Source organism: Bariatricus sp. HCP28S3_A4 (assembly GCF_052066395.1).
GTDB lineage: Bacteria > Bacillota > Clostridia > Lachnospirales > Lachnospiraceae > Allocoprococcus.
Map to the genome: position 1 here is coordinate 20,132 of NZ_JBQHSE010000019.1, position 16,580 is coordinate 36,711.

At 37.9% G+C, this 16,580-nt stretch carries 16 protein-coding genes and 1 pseudogene; 12 read left to right on the top strand and 5 right to left on the bottom strand.

Annotation, left to right across the window (positions count from 1 at the left end; all coding sequences use genetic code 11):
* Nucleotides 1-6: 6 nt before the first annotated feature.
* The 4 genes from recF to dnaA form a co-directional block, all read right to left on the bottom strand.
* On the bottom strand, nucleotides 7-1,092 hold the full coding sequence (gene recF, locus ACTNBF_RS10430) for a DNA replication/repair protein RecF (protein ID WP_427819297.1): 1,086 nt from the start codon (nucleotides 1,090-1,092) through the stop codon (nucleotides 7-9).
* Between the two features lie 12 nt (nucleotides 1,093-1,104).
* On the bottom strand, nucleotides 1,105-1,314 hold the full coding sequence (locus ACTNBF_RS10435) for an RNA-binding S4 domain-containing protein (protein WP_427807304.1): 210 nt from the start codon (nucleotides 1,312-1,314) through the stop codon (nucleotides 1,105-1,107).
* Between the two features lie 16 nt (nucleotides 1,315-1,330).
* The gene (gene dnaN / locus ACTNBF_RS10440) at nucleotides 1,331-2,440 is read right to left on the bottom strand and encodes a DNA polymerase III subunit beta (protein ID WP_427819300.1); all 1,110 of its coding nucleotides are present in this window, start codon (nucleotides 2,438-2,440) and stop codon (nucleotides 1,331-1,333) included.
* Nucleotides 2,441-2,634: 194 nt separating this feature from the next.
* Complete coding sequence (dnaA, locus tag ACTNBF_RS10445) at nucleotides 2,635-4,053, bottom strand: chromosomal replication initiator protein DnaA (RefSeq protein ID WP_427807302.1); 1,419 nt, start codon at nucleotides 4,051-4,053, stop codon at nucleotides 2,635-2,637.
* Between the two features lie 397 nt (nucleotides 4,054-4,450).
* Here dnaA and rpmH point away from each other — a divergent pair, with 397 nt between their 5' ends.
* The 8 genes and pseudogenes from rpmH to rsmG all read left to right on the top strand — a co-directional run bounded on the left by rpmH (nucleotide 4,451) and on the right by rsmG (nucleotide 11,722).
* On the top strand, nucleotides 4,451-4,585 hold the full coding sequence (rpmH, locus tag ACTNBF_RS10450) for a 50S ribosomal protein L34 (protein ID WP_427807301.1): 135 nt from the start codon (nucleotides 4,451-4,453) through the stop codon (nucleotides 4,583-4,585).
* A 50-nt stretch (nucleotides 4,586-4,635) separates the two neighbouring features.
* Nucleotides 4,636-4,962, top strand: a pseudogene (gene rnpA, locus ACTNBF_RS10455) (ribonuclease P protein component); the annotation flags it as partial.
* A gap of 85 nt (nucleotides 4,963-5,047) precedes the next feature.
* The gene (gene yidD, locus ACTNBF_RS10460) at nucleotides 5,048-5,293 is read left to right on the top strand and encodes a membrane protein insertion efficiency factor YidD (protein WP_427807339.1); all 246 of its coding nucleotides are present in this window, start codon (nucleotides 5,048-5,050) and stop codon (nucleotides 5,291-5,293) included.
* Nucleotides 5,294-5,377: 84 nt separating this feature from the next.
* Nucleotides 5,378-6,643: a membrane protein insertase YidC gene (yidC, locus tag ACTNBF_RS10465; RefSeq protein ID WP_427819304.1), complete on the top strand. Its 1,266-nt coding sequence runs from the start codon at nucleotides 5,378-5,380 to the stop codon at nucleotides 6,641-6,643.
* Nucleotides 6,644-6,655: 12 nt separating this feature from the next.
* Nucleotides 6,656-7,615, top strand: a complete 960-nt coding sequence (gene jag, locus ACTNBF_RS10470; protein WP_441030729.1) for an RNA-binding cell elongation regulator Jag/EloR — start codon at nucleotides 6,656-6,658, stop codon at nucleotides 7,613-7,615.
* 132 nt (nucleotides 7,616-7,747) lie between these two features.
* Nucleotides 7,748-9,127, top strand: coding sequence for a tRNA uridine-5-carboxymethylaminomethyl(34) synthesis GTPase MnmE (mnmE, locus tag ACTNBF_RS10475; RefSeq protein WP_441089220.1), 1,380 nt, complete (start codon nucleotides 7,748-7,750; stop codon nucleotides 9,125-9,127).
* Nucleotides 9,093-10,985 carry a tRNA uridine-5-carboxymethylaminomethyl(34) synthesis enzyme MnmG gene (mnmG, locus tag ACTNBF_RS10480; RefSeq protein WP_441089221.1) on the top strand — a complete coding sequence of 631 codons (1,893 nt, stop codon included), beginning with the start codon at nucleotides 9,093-9,095 and terminating at the stop codon, nucleotides 10,983-10,985. Before mnmE ends, mnmG begins: the two co-directional genes overlap by 35 nt.
* A gap of 23 nt (nucleotides 10,986-11,008) precedes the next feature.
* A complete protein-coding gene (rsmG, locus tag ACTNBF_RS10485; protein WP_427807292.1) occupies nucleotides 11,009-11,722 on the top strand; it encodes a 16S rRNA (guanine(527)-N(7))-methyltransferase RsmG in 714 nt (237 codons plus the stop codon).
* Nucleotides 11,723-11,784: 62 nt separating this feature from the next.
* Here rsmG and ACTNBF_RS10490 read toward each other — a convergent pair whose 3' ends face one another.
* Nucleotides 11,785-12,732 carry an alpha/beta fold hydrolase gene (locus ACTNBF_RS10490; RefSeq protein WP_441016444.1) on the bottom strand — a complete coding sequence of 316 codons (948 nt, stop codon included), beginning with the start codon at nucleotides 12,730-12,732 and terminating at the stop codon, nucleotides 11,785-11,787.
* Nucleotides 12,733-13,019: 287 nt separating this feature from the next.
* On the opposite strand from ACTNBF_RS10490, the gene ACTNBF_RS10495 reads away from it, so the two are divergent.
* The 4 genes from ACTNBF_RS10495 to serS all read left to right on the top strand — a co-directional run bounded on the left by ACTNBF_RS10495 (nucleotide 13,020) and on the right by serS (nucleotide 16,580).
* Nucleotides 13,020-13,790 (top strand): ParA family protein, encoded by a 771-nt coding sequence (locus ACTNBF_RS10495; RefSeq protein WP_427807290.1) that lies wholly within the window; start codon nucleotides 13,020-13,022, stop codon nucleotides 13,788-13,790.
* A complete protein-coding gene (locus ACTNBF_RS10500) occupies nucleotides 13,790-14,698 on the top strand; it encodes a ParB/RepB/Spo0J family partition protein (RefSeq protein WP_427807289.1) in 909 nt (302 codons plus the stop codon). The genes ACTNBF_RS10495 and ACTNBF_RS10500 overlap by 1 nt, the downstream gene beginning before the upstream one ends.
* A 2-nt stretch (nucleotides 14,699-14,700) precedes the next feature.
* Complete coding sequence (locus tag ACTNBF_RS10505) at nucleotides 14,701-15,237, top strand: DUF4446 family protein (RefSeq protein WP_427807288.1); 537 nt, start codon at nucleotides 14,701-14,703, stop codon at nucleotides 15,235-15,237.
* 62 nt (nucleotides 15,238-15,299) lie between these two features.
* The gene (gene serS / locus ACTNBF_RS10510) at nucleotides 15,300-16,580 is read left to right on the top strand and encodes a serine--tRNA ligase (protein WP_427819309.1); all 1,281 of its coding nucleotides are present in this window, start codon (nucleotides 15,300-15,302) and stop codon (nucleotides 16,578-16,580) included.

A 16,580-nucleotide genomic window follows, 5' to 3' on the forward strand; every position in this document is an offset into this window, starting at 1 on the left:
ATCCTCCTAATTCTCGTTTGATACATGTCCGTTAAGAACATGAAATACTTTGTTTATTGAAAATCTGTGATTTACAAACTCATCCAGGCCTGTACAGGTGATCAGAGTCTGTATATCATGAATACTGTCTAATAAATAGTTTTGCCTGTGTTTATCGAGTTCAGACAAAACATCGTCAAGTAAAAGCACCGGAGTATCCCTTATAATCAGTTTTACCAGTTCAATTTCAGAAAGTTTGAGCGAAAGAGCCGCCGTTCTCTGCTGTCCCTGGGAACCGAATTTGCGGATATCCAGTTCTCCTGCCATGAAGCAGATATCGTCCCGATGCGGACCGGCAGAGGTGCTCTTTGTCCGGATATCCCTCTCTCTGTTTCTCTTAAGAGCAGCTTCCAGCGAATATGCACCGCATCCCGATTCATAGGAGAGGCATATTCTCTCTTTGCCACCCGTCAGCCTGTAATGTATCTCATCAATGATTTCATTTACTTCAGAAATAAACTTCTTTCTCCTGGCAATAATCTTATCTCCGTATGCGACCAGCTGCATATCCCAGACATCCAGAGTATCGATAAGCTCCGACTGATACACGGCATCTTTCAGAAGCTTATTTCTCTGATTGACGATCCGGTTATAATTTGCCAGATCCCGAAGATAGACTTTATCCAGCTGGGACAATTCCAGATCCATGAATCTTCTTCTTTCCGCCGGGCCGTTTTTGATAATATTCAGATCCTCCGGCGAAAAAAACACAAAATTCATCAGCCCAAAAAGCTCACTCGCTTTTCGGATCGGAACCTTATTGATCGCGATTCCTTTTGGACTGTTCTTCTTCAAATGCATATCGATCTGCCAGGGAACTTTGTTCTTCTCGATGATCGTCTCGATATGAGACTCCTCCTGTCCGAACCGGATCAAATCCCTATCTCTGGTTCCTCTGTGCGACTTTGTCGTACCGGAAAGGTACACAGCTTCCAGGATATTTGTCTTTCCCTGCGCATTGTCTCCGTAGAAAATATTGGTTGCCTTATCAAATTCAATATTCAGCAATTCATAATTTCTGTAATCTTTCAACTTCAATGATTTGATAATCATAGACACACCAACTTATTTTTCAATTTTAATATCTTCCCCATCGTAAGAAACCGTATCTCCATCGTACAGCTTCTTGCCACGTCTTGTATCTACCTCTCCATTTACCTTTACAAGACCGTCCATGATTACTTCTTTCGCTTCAATACCGGAAGACACCAGACCTGCAGCCTTCAGTGCCTGTCCAAGCTTGATATATTCTTCTCTCAACTTAATCGTATACATAGTTTCTCCTCTTGTCTTATGCCACGCCGCTGAAGTTCACCGGAAGAATCAGGTAAATATACGTTTCCTTTTCATCCTTAATGAAACATGGTGCCTTGGCATTCATAAAATATAGGTCAACCTCTTCGTCTTCAATCACTCTAAGAGCATCAATCAGGAATTTCGGATTGAATCCGATCAGAAGATCTCTTCCTTCTTTTGTAATCATAATTTCTTCATCCATGGTTCCAAGCTGTGATTTGATCTTCAATTCCATGATTTCATCTGTGATATTAATAATTACCGGTTTTTTATCGCCTTCTTTTACAAGAAGCGTTGCACGGTCAATACAGTTCAAAAATTCTTTCTTGTTAATTCTCACTTTTGTTTCATAATCATTTGAGAGCATCTGATCAATTTTAAAATACTCACCTTCAATTAATCTGGAAACAACGACTGTCTGATCAAATTCGAAAACAATATGGTTATTTGTAAAATACAGATTTACTTCACTATCTACTTCTCCTGAAAGAATCTTACTTACTTCCATCAGTGTCTTTCCCGGAACAACAACCTTAAGCGGATCATAAGCTTTCTTAAGGGCAATCTTACGAATCGAAATACGATGGCCATCCAGAGAAACAACCTTCAGCATATCATCATGGATTTCAAAAAGTTCACCAGTCATTAATTTATTGCTGTCATTATCTGCAATAGAGAAAATAGTCTGTCTGATCACTTCTTTCAGAGTGAACTGGGAAATGATGACCGGTTCTTCTTTTTCGATATATGGAAGATAGGAGAAATCCTCTCCTGATTTGCCTGAAATATTAAATTTAGCTTTTTCACAGGTAATAAGTGTCTGCTGATTATCATCTGACTCAATTACAATATCATTATCGGGAAGCTTTCTTACAATATCGGAGAAAATTCTCGCATCCAGTGCGATCATTCCTTTTTGTTCGATATTTCCTTCTATGACAGTTTCAATACCCAGTTCCATATCATTTGCTGTGAGCTTGATAATGTTTGTTGTAGCATCTATTAAGATACATTCCAGAATTGGCATTGTTGTCTTGGTCGGCACAGCTTTTGATACAATACTGACTCCCTTTACAAGGTCAGCCTTCTGACATCTGATTTTCATAGTGTGTATAACTCCTTTCAACGAGCAATTATAAATAATATATATATAAAATATCCGCCTTATCCTTATTAGGGGCTGTGGAAATGTGGGTAAGTACCTAAACCCCTTGAAAATCAAGCATTTCAGAAAAGGACAAGTCCGTTGACAGCTTCAGAAAATGATGTTTATGAGGTTGGGAAAACTTTTTGAATGAATTATACCGGGTTGATCTTTTTCTTAATAATGTCGATAGTATTCCTCAAAGTTTCGTTCTTTTCCACATCATTTGCCACTTTATCCACACCATGATTCACAGTGGAGTGATCTCGACCACCCAGAAGAAGTCCTATGGTCTTAAGTGGCGTATCCGTCATTTTACGGCATAAGTACATGGCAATCTGCCTTGCATTTGCAATTTCAGCATTCCTTTTGCTGCTTTTCAGGTCAGAAATCGGAATGTTAAAGTGTTCAGAAACGACATCAATAATAAGTTCAGGGGTTACTTCACGGTTCTCATTCGGTGAAATGAGATCCTTTAATGCTTCGGCAGCCAGTTTGATGTCAATTTCTTTCTGATTATTATTGATCCGGTACAGAGCAATCAGTTTATTAAGAGAACCCTCAAGTTCCCGGATATTGGTTTTTATGTTGGTGGCTATATACTGAATAACTTCATTCGGTATATTGTAACGTTCCAGCTGGTCAATTTCGATTTTCTTATAAAGAATGGCCATACGTGTCTCATAATCCGGAGCGGAAATATCTGCAATCAATCCCCATTCAAAACGGGTTCGCAGACGGGCTTCGAGAGTCTCCATGTCTTTTGGAGGTTTATCACTCGAAATAATGATCTGCTTTCCGGCATTGTGTAAGTGATTGAATGTATGGAAAAATTCTTCCTGTGTACTTTCTTTTCCTATAATAAACTGTACATCGTCAATCAGAAGTACATCATTATTACGGTACTTGTCCCTGAAAGCAGTCATTGCAAGTTCATTTCCTGTTTTACCAATTCGGATCGCATCGATCAGTTCGTTGGTAAATGTCTCACTGGTTACATAAAGCACCTTTTTGGAAGGATCCTTCTCCAGAATATAATGAGCAACTGAATGCATCAAATGCGTTTTTCCCAATCCTACACCTCCGTAAAGGAAGAGAGGATTGTATACTTCTCCCGGTGATTCGGCTACCGCAAGGGAAGCAGCATGGGCGAAATTATTGTTTCCGCCGACAACGAACGTATCAAAGGTATATTTCGGATTGAGATTCGCCTGCTCGGAAATATTATTAATTCTTTTGTTTTTTGGTTTTGCTTTTGGTTCTTCCTGTCGGGAATTCAGATTATTTTCCATTTTATAGAATGCCATCTCAGAATCAGGAATATCTTTTGGAATAAATTTAATATCATATTCCACACCGGTTACTTCAGCAATACATACTTTGAGCGGAAGAAGATACTTATTCTGTATATGTTCAATGCTGGCCTTGAAGTTGATGGACAAATACAAAGTATCTCCTACGATGTCATATACTTCAAGGGGTCTGATCCATGTTTCAAAGGATATATTTGATAAGAAGTATTCTACCTTCAGTTTTTGAATAATCTCTTCCCATTTTTCTTTTACAGTATCCATCTTAGTTAAAACTCCATTTCAGCGTATAGTCGGTCAGATTATGTCAAAATCTATTTACAATAAGAAGAAAACATGTCTTCAAAGATAAAATTGCATAATCATACATATATATTCTACATTAAAATTCCTATATAATCAATGAAAAATAAGTAGGGAAAACTTTTCAACATGAGAAAATCGCTTAAATGCGCGTTATTTTATGTTAAAAAAATATCCATACACAGGTTATCAACCATTTTCCACATAGTTATCAACAAAATGGGGATAAAGTTGATGATAAAATAACCGTGTTTTTCTTGACTTTACAAGCTTTTTTGTCTATAATCAAAAATGATGTCTTAAAAAGTTTATAATCTAATATTTTAATAGGGAGTAATCGGATAGGAGGTGGATATCAATGAAAATGACATTCCAGCCAAAAAAACGTTCAAGATCTAAAGTTCATGGATTCAGAGCAAGAATGGCTACAGCAGGTGGAAGAAAAGTTCTTGCAGCAAGAAGAGCAAAAGGAAGAAAAGTATTATCAGCTTAGGCCGCAGACATGTGGCCTTTTCTTCTACAAAAAAACAGGGGAAGAAGCGTATGAAATTTTCAGAATCACTGAAAAAAAACAAAGATTTCCAGGTAGTTTACCGTAGAGGAAAGTCTTATGGCAACCGGTATCTCGTTATGTATGTGCTGAAGAATGATCTTGGAAAGAACCGGGTCGGAATATCGGTCAGCAAAAAAGTCGGAAATAGTATTGTAAGACATCATTTAACCCGACTGATAAGAGAGAGTTACAGGCTGCATGAGGACATGTTCCAATGTGGATATGATTTTGTAATTATCGCAAGAGTGTCAGCAAAAGAAAAATCGTACAGAGAGATTGAAAGCGCACTCATCCACTTGGGAAAACTTCATAATATTGTTTGCGTGAAGCAGGACATTTGTAAAAATGAACAGCAGAAAGGCGAACCCGGACCGGATCATGCCGGTTCAGCATATCAGGAAGATGGATGTGCAAAAGGCACGGAGAGATGAAAAATTGAAGAGATTATTACTATTTTTAATTCGTTTTTACAGAAAATATTTGTCTCCATTAAAGACAAGATATCATTGTATTTATGTTCCAACCTGTTCCGAATATGCGTTGGAGGCAATTGAAAAATATGGAGCGCTTAAAGGCGGTTTGCTTGCAGCCTGGAGAATACTCCGGTGCAATCCGTTTGCGAAGGGCGGATATGATCCTGTGCCTTAATGATTTGCTGCCCAGTTTCGGGGCAGAAGACCTTCATTTTCCAATCAAAGTAAATGGTCTTTAGAAAATTATGGAGGAAAAAATATGACAGGTTTTGTAATGACACAGGTCAGCACGCCGATTATCGGACAGGCTGCCTGGCTGCTCGGTAAAGTTATGGATGGAATTTACCGGGTAATGAATGGAGTCTTCGGTATACAGAACATTGGTATCTGTATCATTCTTTTGACAGTCGTTATTTACACACTGATGATTCCGCTTACGATTAAACAGCAGAAGTTTTCGAAGATGTCTGCTGCAATGAACCCTGAAATTCAGAAGATCCAGAAAAAGTATCAGGGCAAGAAAGACCAGGCTTCCATGGAGAAAATGCAGGAAGAGACACAGCTGGTCTATGAAAAATATGGAGTATCCCCTACAAGCGGATGTCTCCCGATGTTTATCCAGTTCCCGTTCCTCTGGGCAATGTGGTATGTAATTCGTGGTATACCTGCTTATGTAAGTCAGGTAAAAGATGTCTATACTCCGTTGATTGAAGGAATTACATCTACAAACGGATGGCAGAAAATAATGGAATCCATCGGTGAAGCAAAACCGATTCTGATGGATCCGTCAAAATACGATTATTCGAATACGAACATCCTGATTGATGTTTTATACAAATTCCAGTCTTCCACATGGGAAACTTTGAAAGAAGGATTCCCGGCTCTGCAGTCAACAATTGAATCTACAATGGCACAACTCGAAAAGATGAACAACTTTTTGGGACTGAACATTGCAGAAGCTCCTTTGAACCTGATTAAAGACGGATTCTCAGCCGGAGCATTCGGAATTGTGATCGCAGCACTTATGATTCCGATTCTTGCTGGTCTGACCCAGTATCTGAGTGTGAAGATGGTACCTCAGAACAATGGCAATACTGATCAGGAGAACCAGGTTGCCGCAACCATGAAGACCATGAACATCACGATGCCTCTGCTTTCTGTATTTATGTGTTTCACGATGCCGACCGGTCTTGGTCTTTACTGGATCACCAGTGCGGTAGTACGTATGGTTCAGCAGTTCTTTATCAATAAACATCTGAGCAAAATGCCGATGGATGAACTGATCGAACAGAATATGGAAAAAGCGGCTAAAAAACGTGAGAATAAGAAGAAAGTTGAATCACAGTATGTGAATGAAATGGCACAGAAAAAGGGACGCAAGATTGAAAAGAGCAGAAGTGCCGAAGAAGAGAAGGCTTTGGAAGCAAAACTTGAAAATGCAAGAAAACTGAATGAAAATGCGAAAGAGGGAAGTCTTGCATCAAAAGCAAATATGGTCAAGAAGTTCAATGAAAGCAATAAATAGGGGGTAATGATGATGAAAGAAATTACAGTTTCGGCAAAAACATTAGATGATGCAATCACAGAAGCTTCCATTCAGCTGGGGGTTTCAAGTGACCAGATGGAATATGATGTCATCGAAAAAGGAAGTACAGGATTTTTCGGAATCGGAAGCAAACAGGCAGTCATCAAAGCCCGACTTAAAAAAGAAAAAGCAGAGCAGGAAGAGACCATTTCTGTATCAGAAATTTTTGAATCTAAACCGGAAGTAAAAGAAGAACAGAAATCTGAAGTTAAGAATGAAGTTAAAAATGAGATAAAGAATGACTTCAAGAAAGAAAACCGTAAAGATTTCAAAAAAGATCCCAAGAAAGAGAATAATAAGGATTACAAAAAAGAATATAAAAAAGATTCAAAAAAAGAGTACAAGAAAGATTTTAAGAAAGAGTATAAGAAAGAAACAGCAGCTCCTGTTCAGGAAGAGAAGAAAGAAGTATCGCAGCCGGAGCGCAAAGAAATCGAAGTTGCAGTGGTTACAGAAGAAACCAAAAAGATCTGTGAAGATTTCCTGCGTGATGTATTAAAGGCAATGGGAATGGGTGAAGTAGAATTTACTTCGGTAGTAGATGAAGACGGAGCACTTGCCATTGAAATGAAGGGTGACGATATGGGAATCCTGATCGGAAAACGCGGTCAGACACTGGATTCTCTTCAGTATCTTACAAATCGTGTTGCGAATAAGTCACAGGAAGGTTATGTAAGAGTAAAACTTGATACCGAAGACTACAGAAGAAGAAGAAAACAGACACTTGAAAATCTGGCAAAGAATATCGCTTATAAGGTAAAACGTACCAGAAAGCCGGTATCTCTGGAGCCGATGAATCCATATGAAAGAAGAATCATTCATTCTGCACTTCAGAATGACGACAGAGTGTCAACACACAGCGAAGGAGAAGAGCCATACAGAAGAGTTGTGGTAACTCCAAACAGGCGATAATCAATGAGAGTCGTTTCCTGGAAAAGGAAACGGCTCTTTTTAAATATTTTATTCAACCAAGAGTTATACGAAGCTTGCGATTTGGCGCAAGATATCTTACAATGTTCTAATAGGGAAAATGGAGGGTCAGTTATGGGATTTCGAACAGATACGATTGCTGCGATTTCAACCGCGATGACAAATTCCGGAATTGGAATCGTAAGAATCAGTGGTGAAGATGCATTTGATGTGATAGATAAGATTTATAAAGGAAAGAAAGATAAAATCCTGTCCGAACAGAAAAGTCATACGATTCATTATGGATACATTATGGATGGAAATGATACAATTGATGAGGTGCTGGTACTTCTGATGAGAGGACCACATAGCTATACAGGAGAAGATACGGTAGAAATTGATTGTCATGGTGGTGTATTTGTTACGAAAAAGATATTGGAAACGGTGATTAAATACGGCGCACGCCCTGCAGAACCCGGTGAATTTTCAAAGAGAGCATTCTTGAACGGAAGAATGGATCTGTCTCAGGCCGAAGCAGTGATTGACATTATCAATTCCAAGAATGAATACGCATTGAAAAGTTCTGTCAACCAGTTAAAAGGTTCGGTTCATAAGAAAATAAAAGAGATAAGAGAAGAAATTCTATATCATACTGCATTCATTGAAACTGCCCTGGACGACCCTGAGCATATCAGCGTAGATGGGTATGGGGATAAATTAAGAGGTGTTGTGGATAAGCTGATGGCAGAGATTAAGAAGCTGCTTGACACTGTGGATAATGGGAGAATAATCCGAGAGGGAATAAAGACGGTAATAGTAGGAAAGCCCAATGCAGGAAAATCTTCTCTGTTAAATACTCTGCTTGGTGAAGAAAGAGCTATCGTAACAGACATAGCCGGTACGACCCGGGATGTACTGGAAGAGAATATACAGCTCCAGGGCGTATCTTTAAATATTATGGATACTGCAGGGATACGGCATACGGAAGATATTGTAGAAAAAATCGGTGTGGATAAGGCACGTGCAAATGCAGAAGAAGCGGATTTGATTATTTATGTTGTGGATTCTTCGATTCCGTTAGATGAAAATGATTTTGAAATTATCAACATGATTCGGGAAAAACGTGCTATTATATTGCTGAATAAGACGGACTTATCCACAGTTGTTGATAAAGATGAGTTGAAAAAGTGGATAACTAAGCCGATGATTGAAATATCTGCAAAAGAAGAGACTGGAATTCATGAGTTGGAATCCACATTGAAAGAAATGTTTTATCACGGAGAGTTATCTTTTAATGATGAAATTTATATTACCAATGCCAGACATAAAGCAGCTTTAAATGATGCTTATCAGAGTCTGGGAAAAGTAATGGACAGCATAGAGAATCAAATGCCGGAGGATTTTTTTACCATTGATCTTATGGATGCATATGAATCTTTGGGAAGCATTACCGGTGAAACGATAGGAGAAGATTTGGTAAATGAAATATTCAGCAAATTCTGTATGGGAAAATAAAGATCAATATGATGTTGTTGTAGTCGGTGCAGGACATGCAGGATGTGAGGCCGCTCTGGCATCAGCGAGACTTGGACTTCGGACGATTGTATTTACGGTCAGCGTGGAAAGCATTGCCATGATGCCTTGTAACCCGAATATAGGAGGAACCTCAAAGGGACATCTTGTACGTGAGCTCGATGCACTCGGCGGTGAGATGGGAAAAACGATCGACAAGACGTTTATACAGTCGAAAATGTTAAATAAATCCAAGGGACCGGCTGTTCATTCCCTTCGTGCACAGGCTGATAAAAAGAATTACAGCAACACGATGAGAAGAACTTTGGAAAATCAGGAAAACCTGGAAGTAAAACAAGGCGAAGTGGTAAATATTCTTGTGGAAAACGGTCAGGTTACCGGAATACAGACGTATTCCAGTGCAATTTACCATTGTAAAGCGGTTGTATTGTGTACCGGAACGTATCTGAAAGCAAGATGTATTTACGGTGATGTAAGCATGCATACCGGTCCGAATGGGCTTCAGGCAGCAAATTATCTGACAGATTGTCTGAAAGATCTAGGAATAGAAATGTATCGGTTCAAAACAGGTACTCCTGCCAGAATCGATAAAAGAAGTATTGATTTCAGTAAAATGGAAGAGCAGTTTGGTGATGAAAGAGTTGTTCCTTTTTCTTTTACAACAAATCCGGAGGATGTGCAGATTGACCAGGTATCCTGCTGGCTCACTTACACAAATGAGAAGACACACGAGATTATTCGTGAAAATTTGGATCGGTCACCACTATATTCTGGAATGATAGAAGGAACAGGACCAAGATATTGTCCTTCTATTGAAGATAAAGTTGTCAAATTTGCCGATAAGAGCCGTCATCAGGTTTTCATTGAACCAGAAGGATTAGACACCAATGAAATGTATGTCGGAGGAATGTCAAGTTCTCTTCCTGAAGATGTACAGTATGCTATGTATCGGAGTGTGCCGGGACTTGAAAATGTCAAAATTGTTCGAAATGCATATGCAATTGAGTATGATTGCATAGATGCCAGACAATTATACCCGACGTTGGAGTTTAAAAAGATACGAGGATTATTCAGCGGAGGACAGTTTAACGGAAGTTCCGGGTATGAAGAGGCTGCTGCGCAGGGGTTGATTGCAGGTATAAATGCTGCGAGAGAGGTTCTGGGAAAAGAACAGATCACCATTGATCGTTCTCAGGCATATATTGGTGTACTAATTGATGATCTTGTGACGAAAGAGAGCCATGAACCTTATCGTATGATGACATCCAGGGCAGAATACAGACTTTTGTTAAGACAGGATAACGCTGATCAGAGATTAACCAAAATAGGACACGAAATAGGGTTGATATCTGACGAGAGATATCAGAAGTTTGTGGAAAAAGAGAAAATTATTTCAGAAGAAATTGAGAGACTGAAGCATGTAAATGTGGGAACATCTGAAAAAGTGCAGGACCTTCTTGAAAAGTATGGAAGTACACCGCTTACATCCGGATCAGCACTTGCTGAATTGATAAGAAGACCGGAACTGAATTATCAGTTGCTTGAACCGATTGATGAGCAAAGACCGGAAAAATTCAGTCAGGAAATCATCGATCAGATTGATATTAATATCAAATACGAAGGATATATAAGCCGACAGATGAAGCAGGTAGAACAGTTCAAAAAACTTGAAACAAGAAAAATTCCGGATGATATCGATTATGATGCTGTGCCCAGTTTAAGAATTGAAGCTGTACAAAAGCTGAAACAGTATAAGCCGGTTTCGATTGGACAGGCTTCCAGAATTTCCGGCGTTTCTCCGGCAGATATATCGGTTCTTCTTGTATATCTGGGACATTAGAATAAAACATAAATGAGGCGGTTATGAGTAAAATATTTGAACAAAAATTAAATGAAATGGGAATACAATTGAGCGAGAGACAATATCAGCAATTTAATAATTATTTTGAATTACTGATCGAGTGGAACAAAGTCATGAATCTGACTGGAATCACTGAGTATGAAGAAGTGAATGAAAAGCATTTTGTAGATAGTCTCTCTATCGTGAAAGCAGTTGATATAGGAAGTATTGAAACCGTAATGGATGTAGGAACCGGAGCTGGCTTTCCCGGCATTCCTTTAAAGATTGCTTTCCCACATTTGAAAGTAACACTTTTGGATTCATTGAATAAAAGAATTAAATTTCTGGATACAGTTATATCGGAATTAAAATTAGAAGATATCCACACAATTCATGGACGTGCAGAAGATTATGCACGAAAAGAAGAGTATAGAGAAAATTTTGATCTGGTTGTTTCCAGAGCAGTAGCAAATTTATCCACATTATCAGAGTATTGTCTTCCATATGTCAAGACAGGTGGATTATTTATTCCATATAAATCCGGCGAAATTGAGGAAGAAGTAAAGAATGCAGAAACTGCATTGAAAATTCTGGGCGGAAAGAAAAGAAAAACCGTAAAATTTCAGCTTCCCGGAAGCGATATAGGAAGAACGCTTCTGGTTGTTGAAAAAATAAAATCTACCGGAAAAAAATTTCCGAGAAAAGCAGGTCTACCTGCAAAAGAACCATTGAAGTAATAGAAAACCCGTGTATATTGCGCAATATATGAAGATGCAGTATACACGGGTTTTCTTTTGGATTATATGAGAAAAATGTTAATTTGCTCCATGAATGCTTCCGGTTTTTCAAGCTGTGGAAGGAACTTTGTTTCCGGAATGGAAATGGTTTCAATAGCAGGAACATATTTTTGATATTGTTCTGCAGTTTCTATTTGTTCCGGATTGCCCTCGCCTGTTATGATATACATACTATTTGTAATATTCTTGATGCAGTGAAGAATATTCGCATTTGTATATCTCCCTTTTATACTGGCAAAAAGATATTTAGAATGACTGCTGTCTAAATGGGCAGATTCATAATAAGCTTTCACAGACATATTGTTTATTTCTTCTATATTATAATAATAATCTGTCTGAAAGATTTCTTCAATATATTTTTCAGATTGAAGAATATTATATAATAGCGTTCCTAATATAGGAATCTGAATCAACCATTTCAAAAATACGGTTCTCTTTGTCGGTGATTTTGCTAAATCTGACAGAGAAGTAGGATTTACCATAATAATTCGGTTGATCATTTCTTCGCTTGTATTACATGCCATAACGGCAATAGACGACGAAGATCCGGTTGCAATCACATCTGTCTTTTCGTTAATTACATGTTTCACAAAATCATTTAGCATCTGAACATACAAATAATTTGTATAAGTAATATTCGGCTTATCTGAACGTCCACATCCAAGTAAATCAATTGTGTAAACCGTATGATTTTCAGCCAGCTTTCCGACACAGCGTTTCCATTCATATCCGGAACTGTGTGCATTCAAATCATGAATAAGAAGGAGTGGTGAACCTGTTCCTTGTTTCTTATAATATATTTTTCCAAAACGCCATTCATAAAAATTACCTTCCGCGTTGTTAAGAAGATTATCAATTGTAGCAATATAATATGTAATTCTATTGATTAAATGCATTGTAAGAGTGACCAATGTAGTAAGAATGGCAATGATGCTTATTTTTTTCTTCAATGTATTATCATTCCTTTCTGCTTTTAAATTGAATATATTATATCATATTTTGGTTAGTGTTGGAAGTGTTTATCATTGATATTCAGTATGTTTCACGTGAAACATTTTACATATAAATAATCGGTGGTTCTAAATAGACAAATGTTTCACGTGAAACATTTGTCTATTTATGAATTATGCTAAAATCATGTTTCACGTGAAACATTTGGTAGATTTACGAGAAAAATGGTGATACAATATGATTGTAACAAATTATATAATTTGTTATGGAAAGGGGTATTATTTTAATGGGAAGAATAATTGCAGTTGCAAATCAGAAGGGTGGAGTAGGAAAAACCACAACAGCTATTAATCTTTCTTCTTGTCTTGCTGCTAAAGGACAAAAAGTTCTTGCGGTTGATATGGATCCACAAGGTAATATGACCAGCGGACTTAGTGTTGATAAGGACGAAGTTGAGTATACTGTATATGATTTAATTATTGGAGAAGCAGATATTGAACAGGTACTCCAAAAAAATGTTTTTGACAATTTAGATGTGCTTCCAACAAATATTGATTTATCCGGTGCTGAAATAGAACTGATTGATGCCGAAAATAAAGAGTATATTCTTCGAGATGAAATATTTAAGATAAAAGATAATTATGATTTTATTATTATAGACTGTCCACCGTCACTTAGTATGCTGACAATCAATGCTATGACGACTGCGGATACGGTTCTTGTACCAATACAGTGCGAATATTATGCACTTGAAGGTTTAAGTCAGTTGATGAAAACAATTGAGTTGGTAAAATCACGTCTGAATGAACGCTTGGAAATGGAAGGCGTAGTATTTACTATGTACGATGCCAGAACAAATCTATCGCTTCAGGTGGTAGAGAATGTTAAAGATAATCTGAATCAGACGATTTATAAAACTATTATACCGAGAAATATTCGTTTGGCAGAGGCTCCCAGTCATGGATTACCTATCAATTTTTATGATCCAAAATCGACGGGTGCTGAGAGCTATATGTTATTAGCAGACGAAGTGATTCATAAAGGAGAAGATGAATAATGGCGGTGAAAAGAAGTGGACTTGGAAAAGGCCTTGACAGTCTGATTCCCGATAATAAATCATCTAAAATGGTAAAAAAAACGGTAGAAGCGCCGAAAACACCTGAAAATGTCTCGGGACAGATAATGATGAAAATTAATGAGGTTGAACCAAATCGTGAACAGCCCAGAAAAAATTTCGAAGAAGATGCATTACTAGAATTAGCAGATTCAATAAAACAATTTGGTGTATTACAACCTTTAATTGTACAAAAGAAAAAAGATTACTATGAGATCATAGCCGGTGAACGCAGATGGAGAGCAGCAAAACTGGCAGGAGTAAAAGAAATCCCTGTAATTATTAAAGAATATACGGATCAGGAAATTGTGGAAATCTCACTAATTGAAAATATTCAGCGGGAAAATCTAAATCCAATTGAAGAAGCAATGGCTTTTAAAAAGCTTTTGACAGAATTTCATTTGAAACAGGATGAAGTGGCTGAACGTGTATCAAAGAGCAGAACTGCTGTGACGAATTCCATGCGTCTGTTGAAATTAAGTGATAAAGTTCAGCAGATGATCGTAGATGATATGATTTCTACAGGACATGCCCGTGCACTTTTGGCAATTGATGATCCGGAGCAACAATATATACTTGCAAATAAGATTTTTGATGAAAAACTAAGCGTTCGAGAGACGGAAAAGCTGGTTAAGGATATCAAAAATCCTAAAAAGGAAAAACCTAAAAAAGAAATCCAGAATTCATTTGTATATGAGAATCTGGAAGAAAGAATGAAGAGTGTCATTGGCACGAAGGTTCATGTAAATCATAAACCAAATGGAAAAGGTAAAATTGAAATAGAATATTATTCAGATTCAGAATTAGAACGTATATTCGAACTTCTGATGTCGATACGCGAAGGAGAATAAGAATGGAAAGTAAGATTTTAGCTGCCATAGGTATTGATCCGGCGTTTATATTTATTTTTCTACTCGTATTGATTGTGATTCTATTTTTTATGGTTGTCAATGTAAATATGAAATATAAACGTCTGAAAAGCAGTTATTCCTCATTTATGCGAGGACGCGACGGAAAAAATCTGGAACAGAGTATCCTTGAAAAATTCGATGAACTGGATGAAATCACAGAAATTGCAAAAAAGAACCGGACAGATATCAAAGAATTATTCCGTGAAATGCAGAACAATTACCAGAAAGTAGGCATTGTAAAATATGATGCTTTCAATGAAATGGGAGGAAAACTCAGCTTTGCATTGACTCTTCTCGATGGAAATAACAGTGGCTGGGTCATCAATGCAATGCACAGCAGAGAAGGATGCTACACTTATATAAAAGAAATTGTCCGCGGCGAAAGTTACATTGAACTTGCAGAGGAAGAAGCTGAATCCTTAGAACAGGCTATTTATCAGGAAGTATATGATCCGGATGTGCAGTCTGTGATGAAATAAAAAAGAAAAAGATGTTTATTTTACAGAAAAAAAGGAAACTTTAAGAGAGAAGGAGAAACATTATGTTAGACATCAAATTTGTAAGAATGAACCCGGAAGTAGTAAAAGAAAATATTCGAAAGAAATTTCAGGATGAAAAACTTCCGTTAGTTGATGAAGTAATTGAACTTGATAAGAAAAACCGTGAAATCAAGCAGGAAGTAGAAGCACTTCGCGCTGAAAGAAATAAAATCTCAAAACAGATCGGTGCATGCATGGCTCAGGGCAAAAAAGAAGAAGCAGAAGAACTGAAAAAACAGGTACAAGCAAACGCAGAACGTGTAGAATCACTGTCTCAGGAAGAAAAAGAAGTAGAAGCAAAAATCAAACAGGACATGATGATTATTCCGAATATCATTGATCCGTCCGTACCGATCGGAAAAGATGACAGCGAAAACGTAGAAATCGAAAAATTCGGTGAACCGGTTGTTCCGGATTTTGAGATTCCGTATCACACAGAAATTATGGAAAAATTCAACGGTATCGATCTTGAAAGTGCAGGAAAAGTAGCAGGAAACGGATTCTACTATCTGATGGGAGATATTGCAAGACTTCACTCTGCAGTGATTTCTTACGCACGTGATTTCATGATCGACCGCGGATTTACTTACTGCGTACCGCCATTTATGATCCGCAGCAACGTAGTAACAGGTGTTATGAGCTTTGCTGAGATGGATTCCATGATGTATAAGATCGAAGGAGAAGATTTATACCTGATCGGAACCAGTGAACACTCCATGATCGGTAAATTTATCGACACAATGCTTGAAGAGGATAAACTTCCACAAACACTTACTTCTTATTCACCGTGTTTCCGTAAAGAAAAAGGTGCACACGGAATCGAAGAACGTGGTGTATACAGAATACATCAGTTTGAAAAACAGGAAATGATCGTCGTATGTAAGCCGGAAGACAGTAAAATCTGGTATGATAAACTGTGGCAGAATACAGTAGATCTGTTCCGTTCTCTGGATATTCCGGTACGTACACTGGAATGCTGCTCCGGAGACCTTGCAGACCTGAAAGTAAAATCCTGTGACGTAGAAGCATGGTCACCAAGACAGAAGAAATATTTTGAAGTAGGAAGCTGTTCAAACCTTGGAGATGCGCAGGCAAGACGTCTCGGCATCCGCGTAAAAGGAAATGACGGAAGCAAATATTTCGCTCATACACTGAACAATACCGTAGTAGCTCCTCCGAGAATGCTGATTGCCTTCCTTGAAAATAATCTTCAGGCTGATGGTTCTGTCAGAATTCCGGAAGTACTTCGTCCATACATGGGTGGAAAGACAGAAATCAGATAA

Excerpts from the sequence above, each read along its gene's own strand:
- mnmG (WP_441089221.1), top strand. The coding sequence starts at position 9,093 with ATGAAATATTCAGCAAATTCTGTATGGGAAAATAAAGATCAATATGAT.
- dnaA (WP_427807302.1), bottom strand. The coding sequence starts at position 4,053 with ATGGATACTGTAAAAGAAAAATGGGAAGAGATTATTCAAAAACTGAAG.
- ACTNBF_RS10505 (WP_427807288.1), top strand. The coding sequence starts at position 14,701 with ATGGAAAGTAAGATTTTAGCTGCCATAGGTATTGATCCGGCGTTTATA.
- rsmG (WP_427807292.1), top strand. The coding sequence starts at position 11,009 with ATGAGTAAAATATTTGAACAAAAATTAAATGAAATGGGAATACAATTG.
- jag (WP_441030729.1), top strand. The coding sequence starts at position 6,656 with ATGAAAGAAATTACAGTTTCGGCAAAAACATTAGATGATGCAATCACA.
- yidD (WP_427807339.1), top strand. The coding sequence starts at position 5,048 with ATGGATGTGCAAAAGGCACGGAGAGATGAAAAATTGAAGAGATTATTA.
- ACTNBF_RS10500 (WP_427807289.1), top strand. The coding sequence starts at position 13,790 with ATGGCGGTGAAAAGAAGTGGACTTGGAAAAGGCCTTGACAGTCTGATT.
- ACTNBF_RS10495 (WP_427807290.1), top strand. The coding sequence starts at position 13,020 with ATGGGAAGAATAATTGCAGTTGCAAATCAGAAGGGTGGAGTAGGAAAA.
- dnaN (WP_427819300.1), bottom strand. The coding sequence starts at position 2,440 with ATGAAAATCAGATGTCAGAAGGCTGACCTTGTAAAGGGAGTCAGTATT.
- mnmE (WP_441089220.1), top strand. The coding sequence starts at position 7,748 with ATGGGATTTCGAACAGATACGATTGCTGCGATTTCAACCGCGATGACA.
- rpmH (WP_427807301.1), top strand. The coding sequence starts at position 4,451 with ATGAAAATGACATTCCAGCCAAAAAAACGTTCAAGATCTAAAGTTCAT.
- recF (WP_427819297.1), bottom strand. The coding sequence starts at position 1,092 with ATGATTATCAAATCATTGAAGTTGAAAGATTACAGAAATTATGAATTG.
- yidC (WP_427819304.1), top strand. The coding sequence starts at position 5,378 with ATGACAGGTTTTGTAATGACACAGGTCAGCACGCCGATTATCGGACAG.
- ACTNBF_RS10435 (WP_427807304.1), bottom strand. The coding sequence starts at position 1,314 with ATGTATACGATTAAGTTGAGAGAAGAATATATCAAGCTTGGACAGGCA.
- serS (WP_427819309.1), top strand. The coding sequence starts at position 15,300 with ATGTTAGACATCAAATTTGTAAGAATGAACCCGGAAGTAGTAAAAGAA.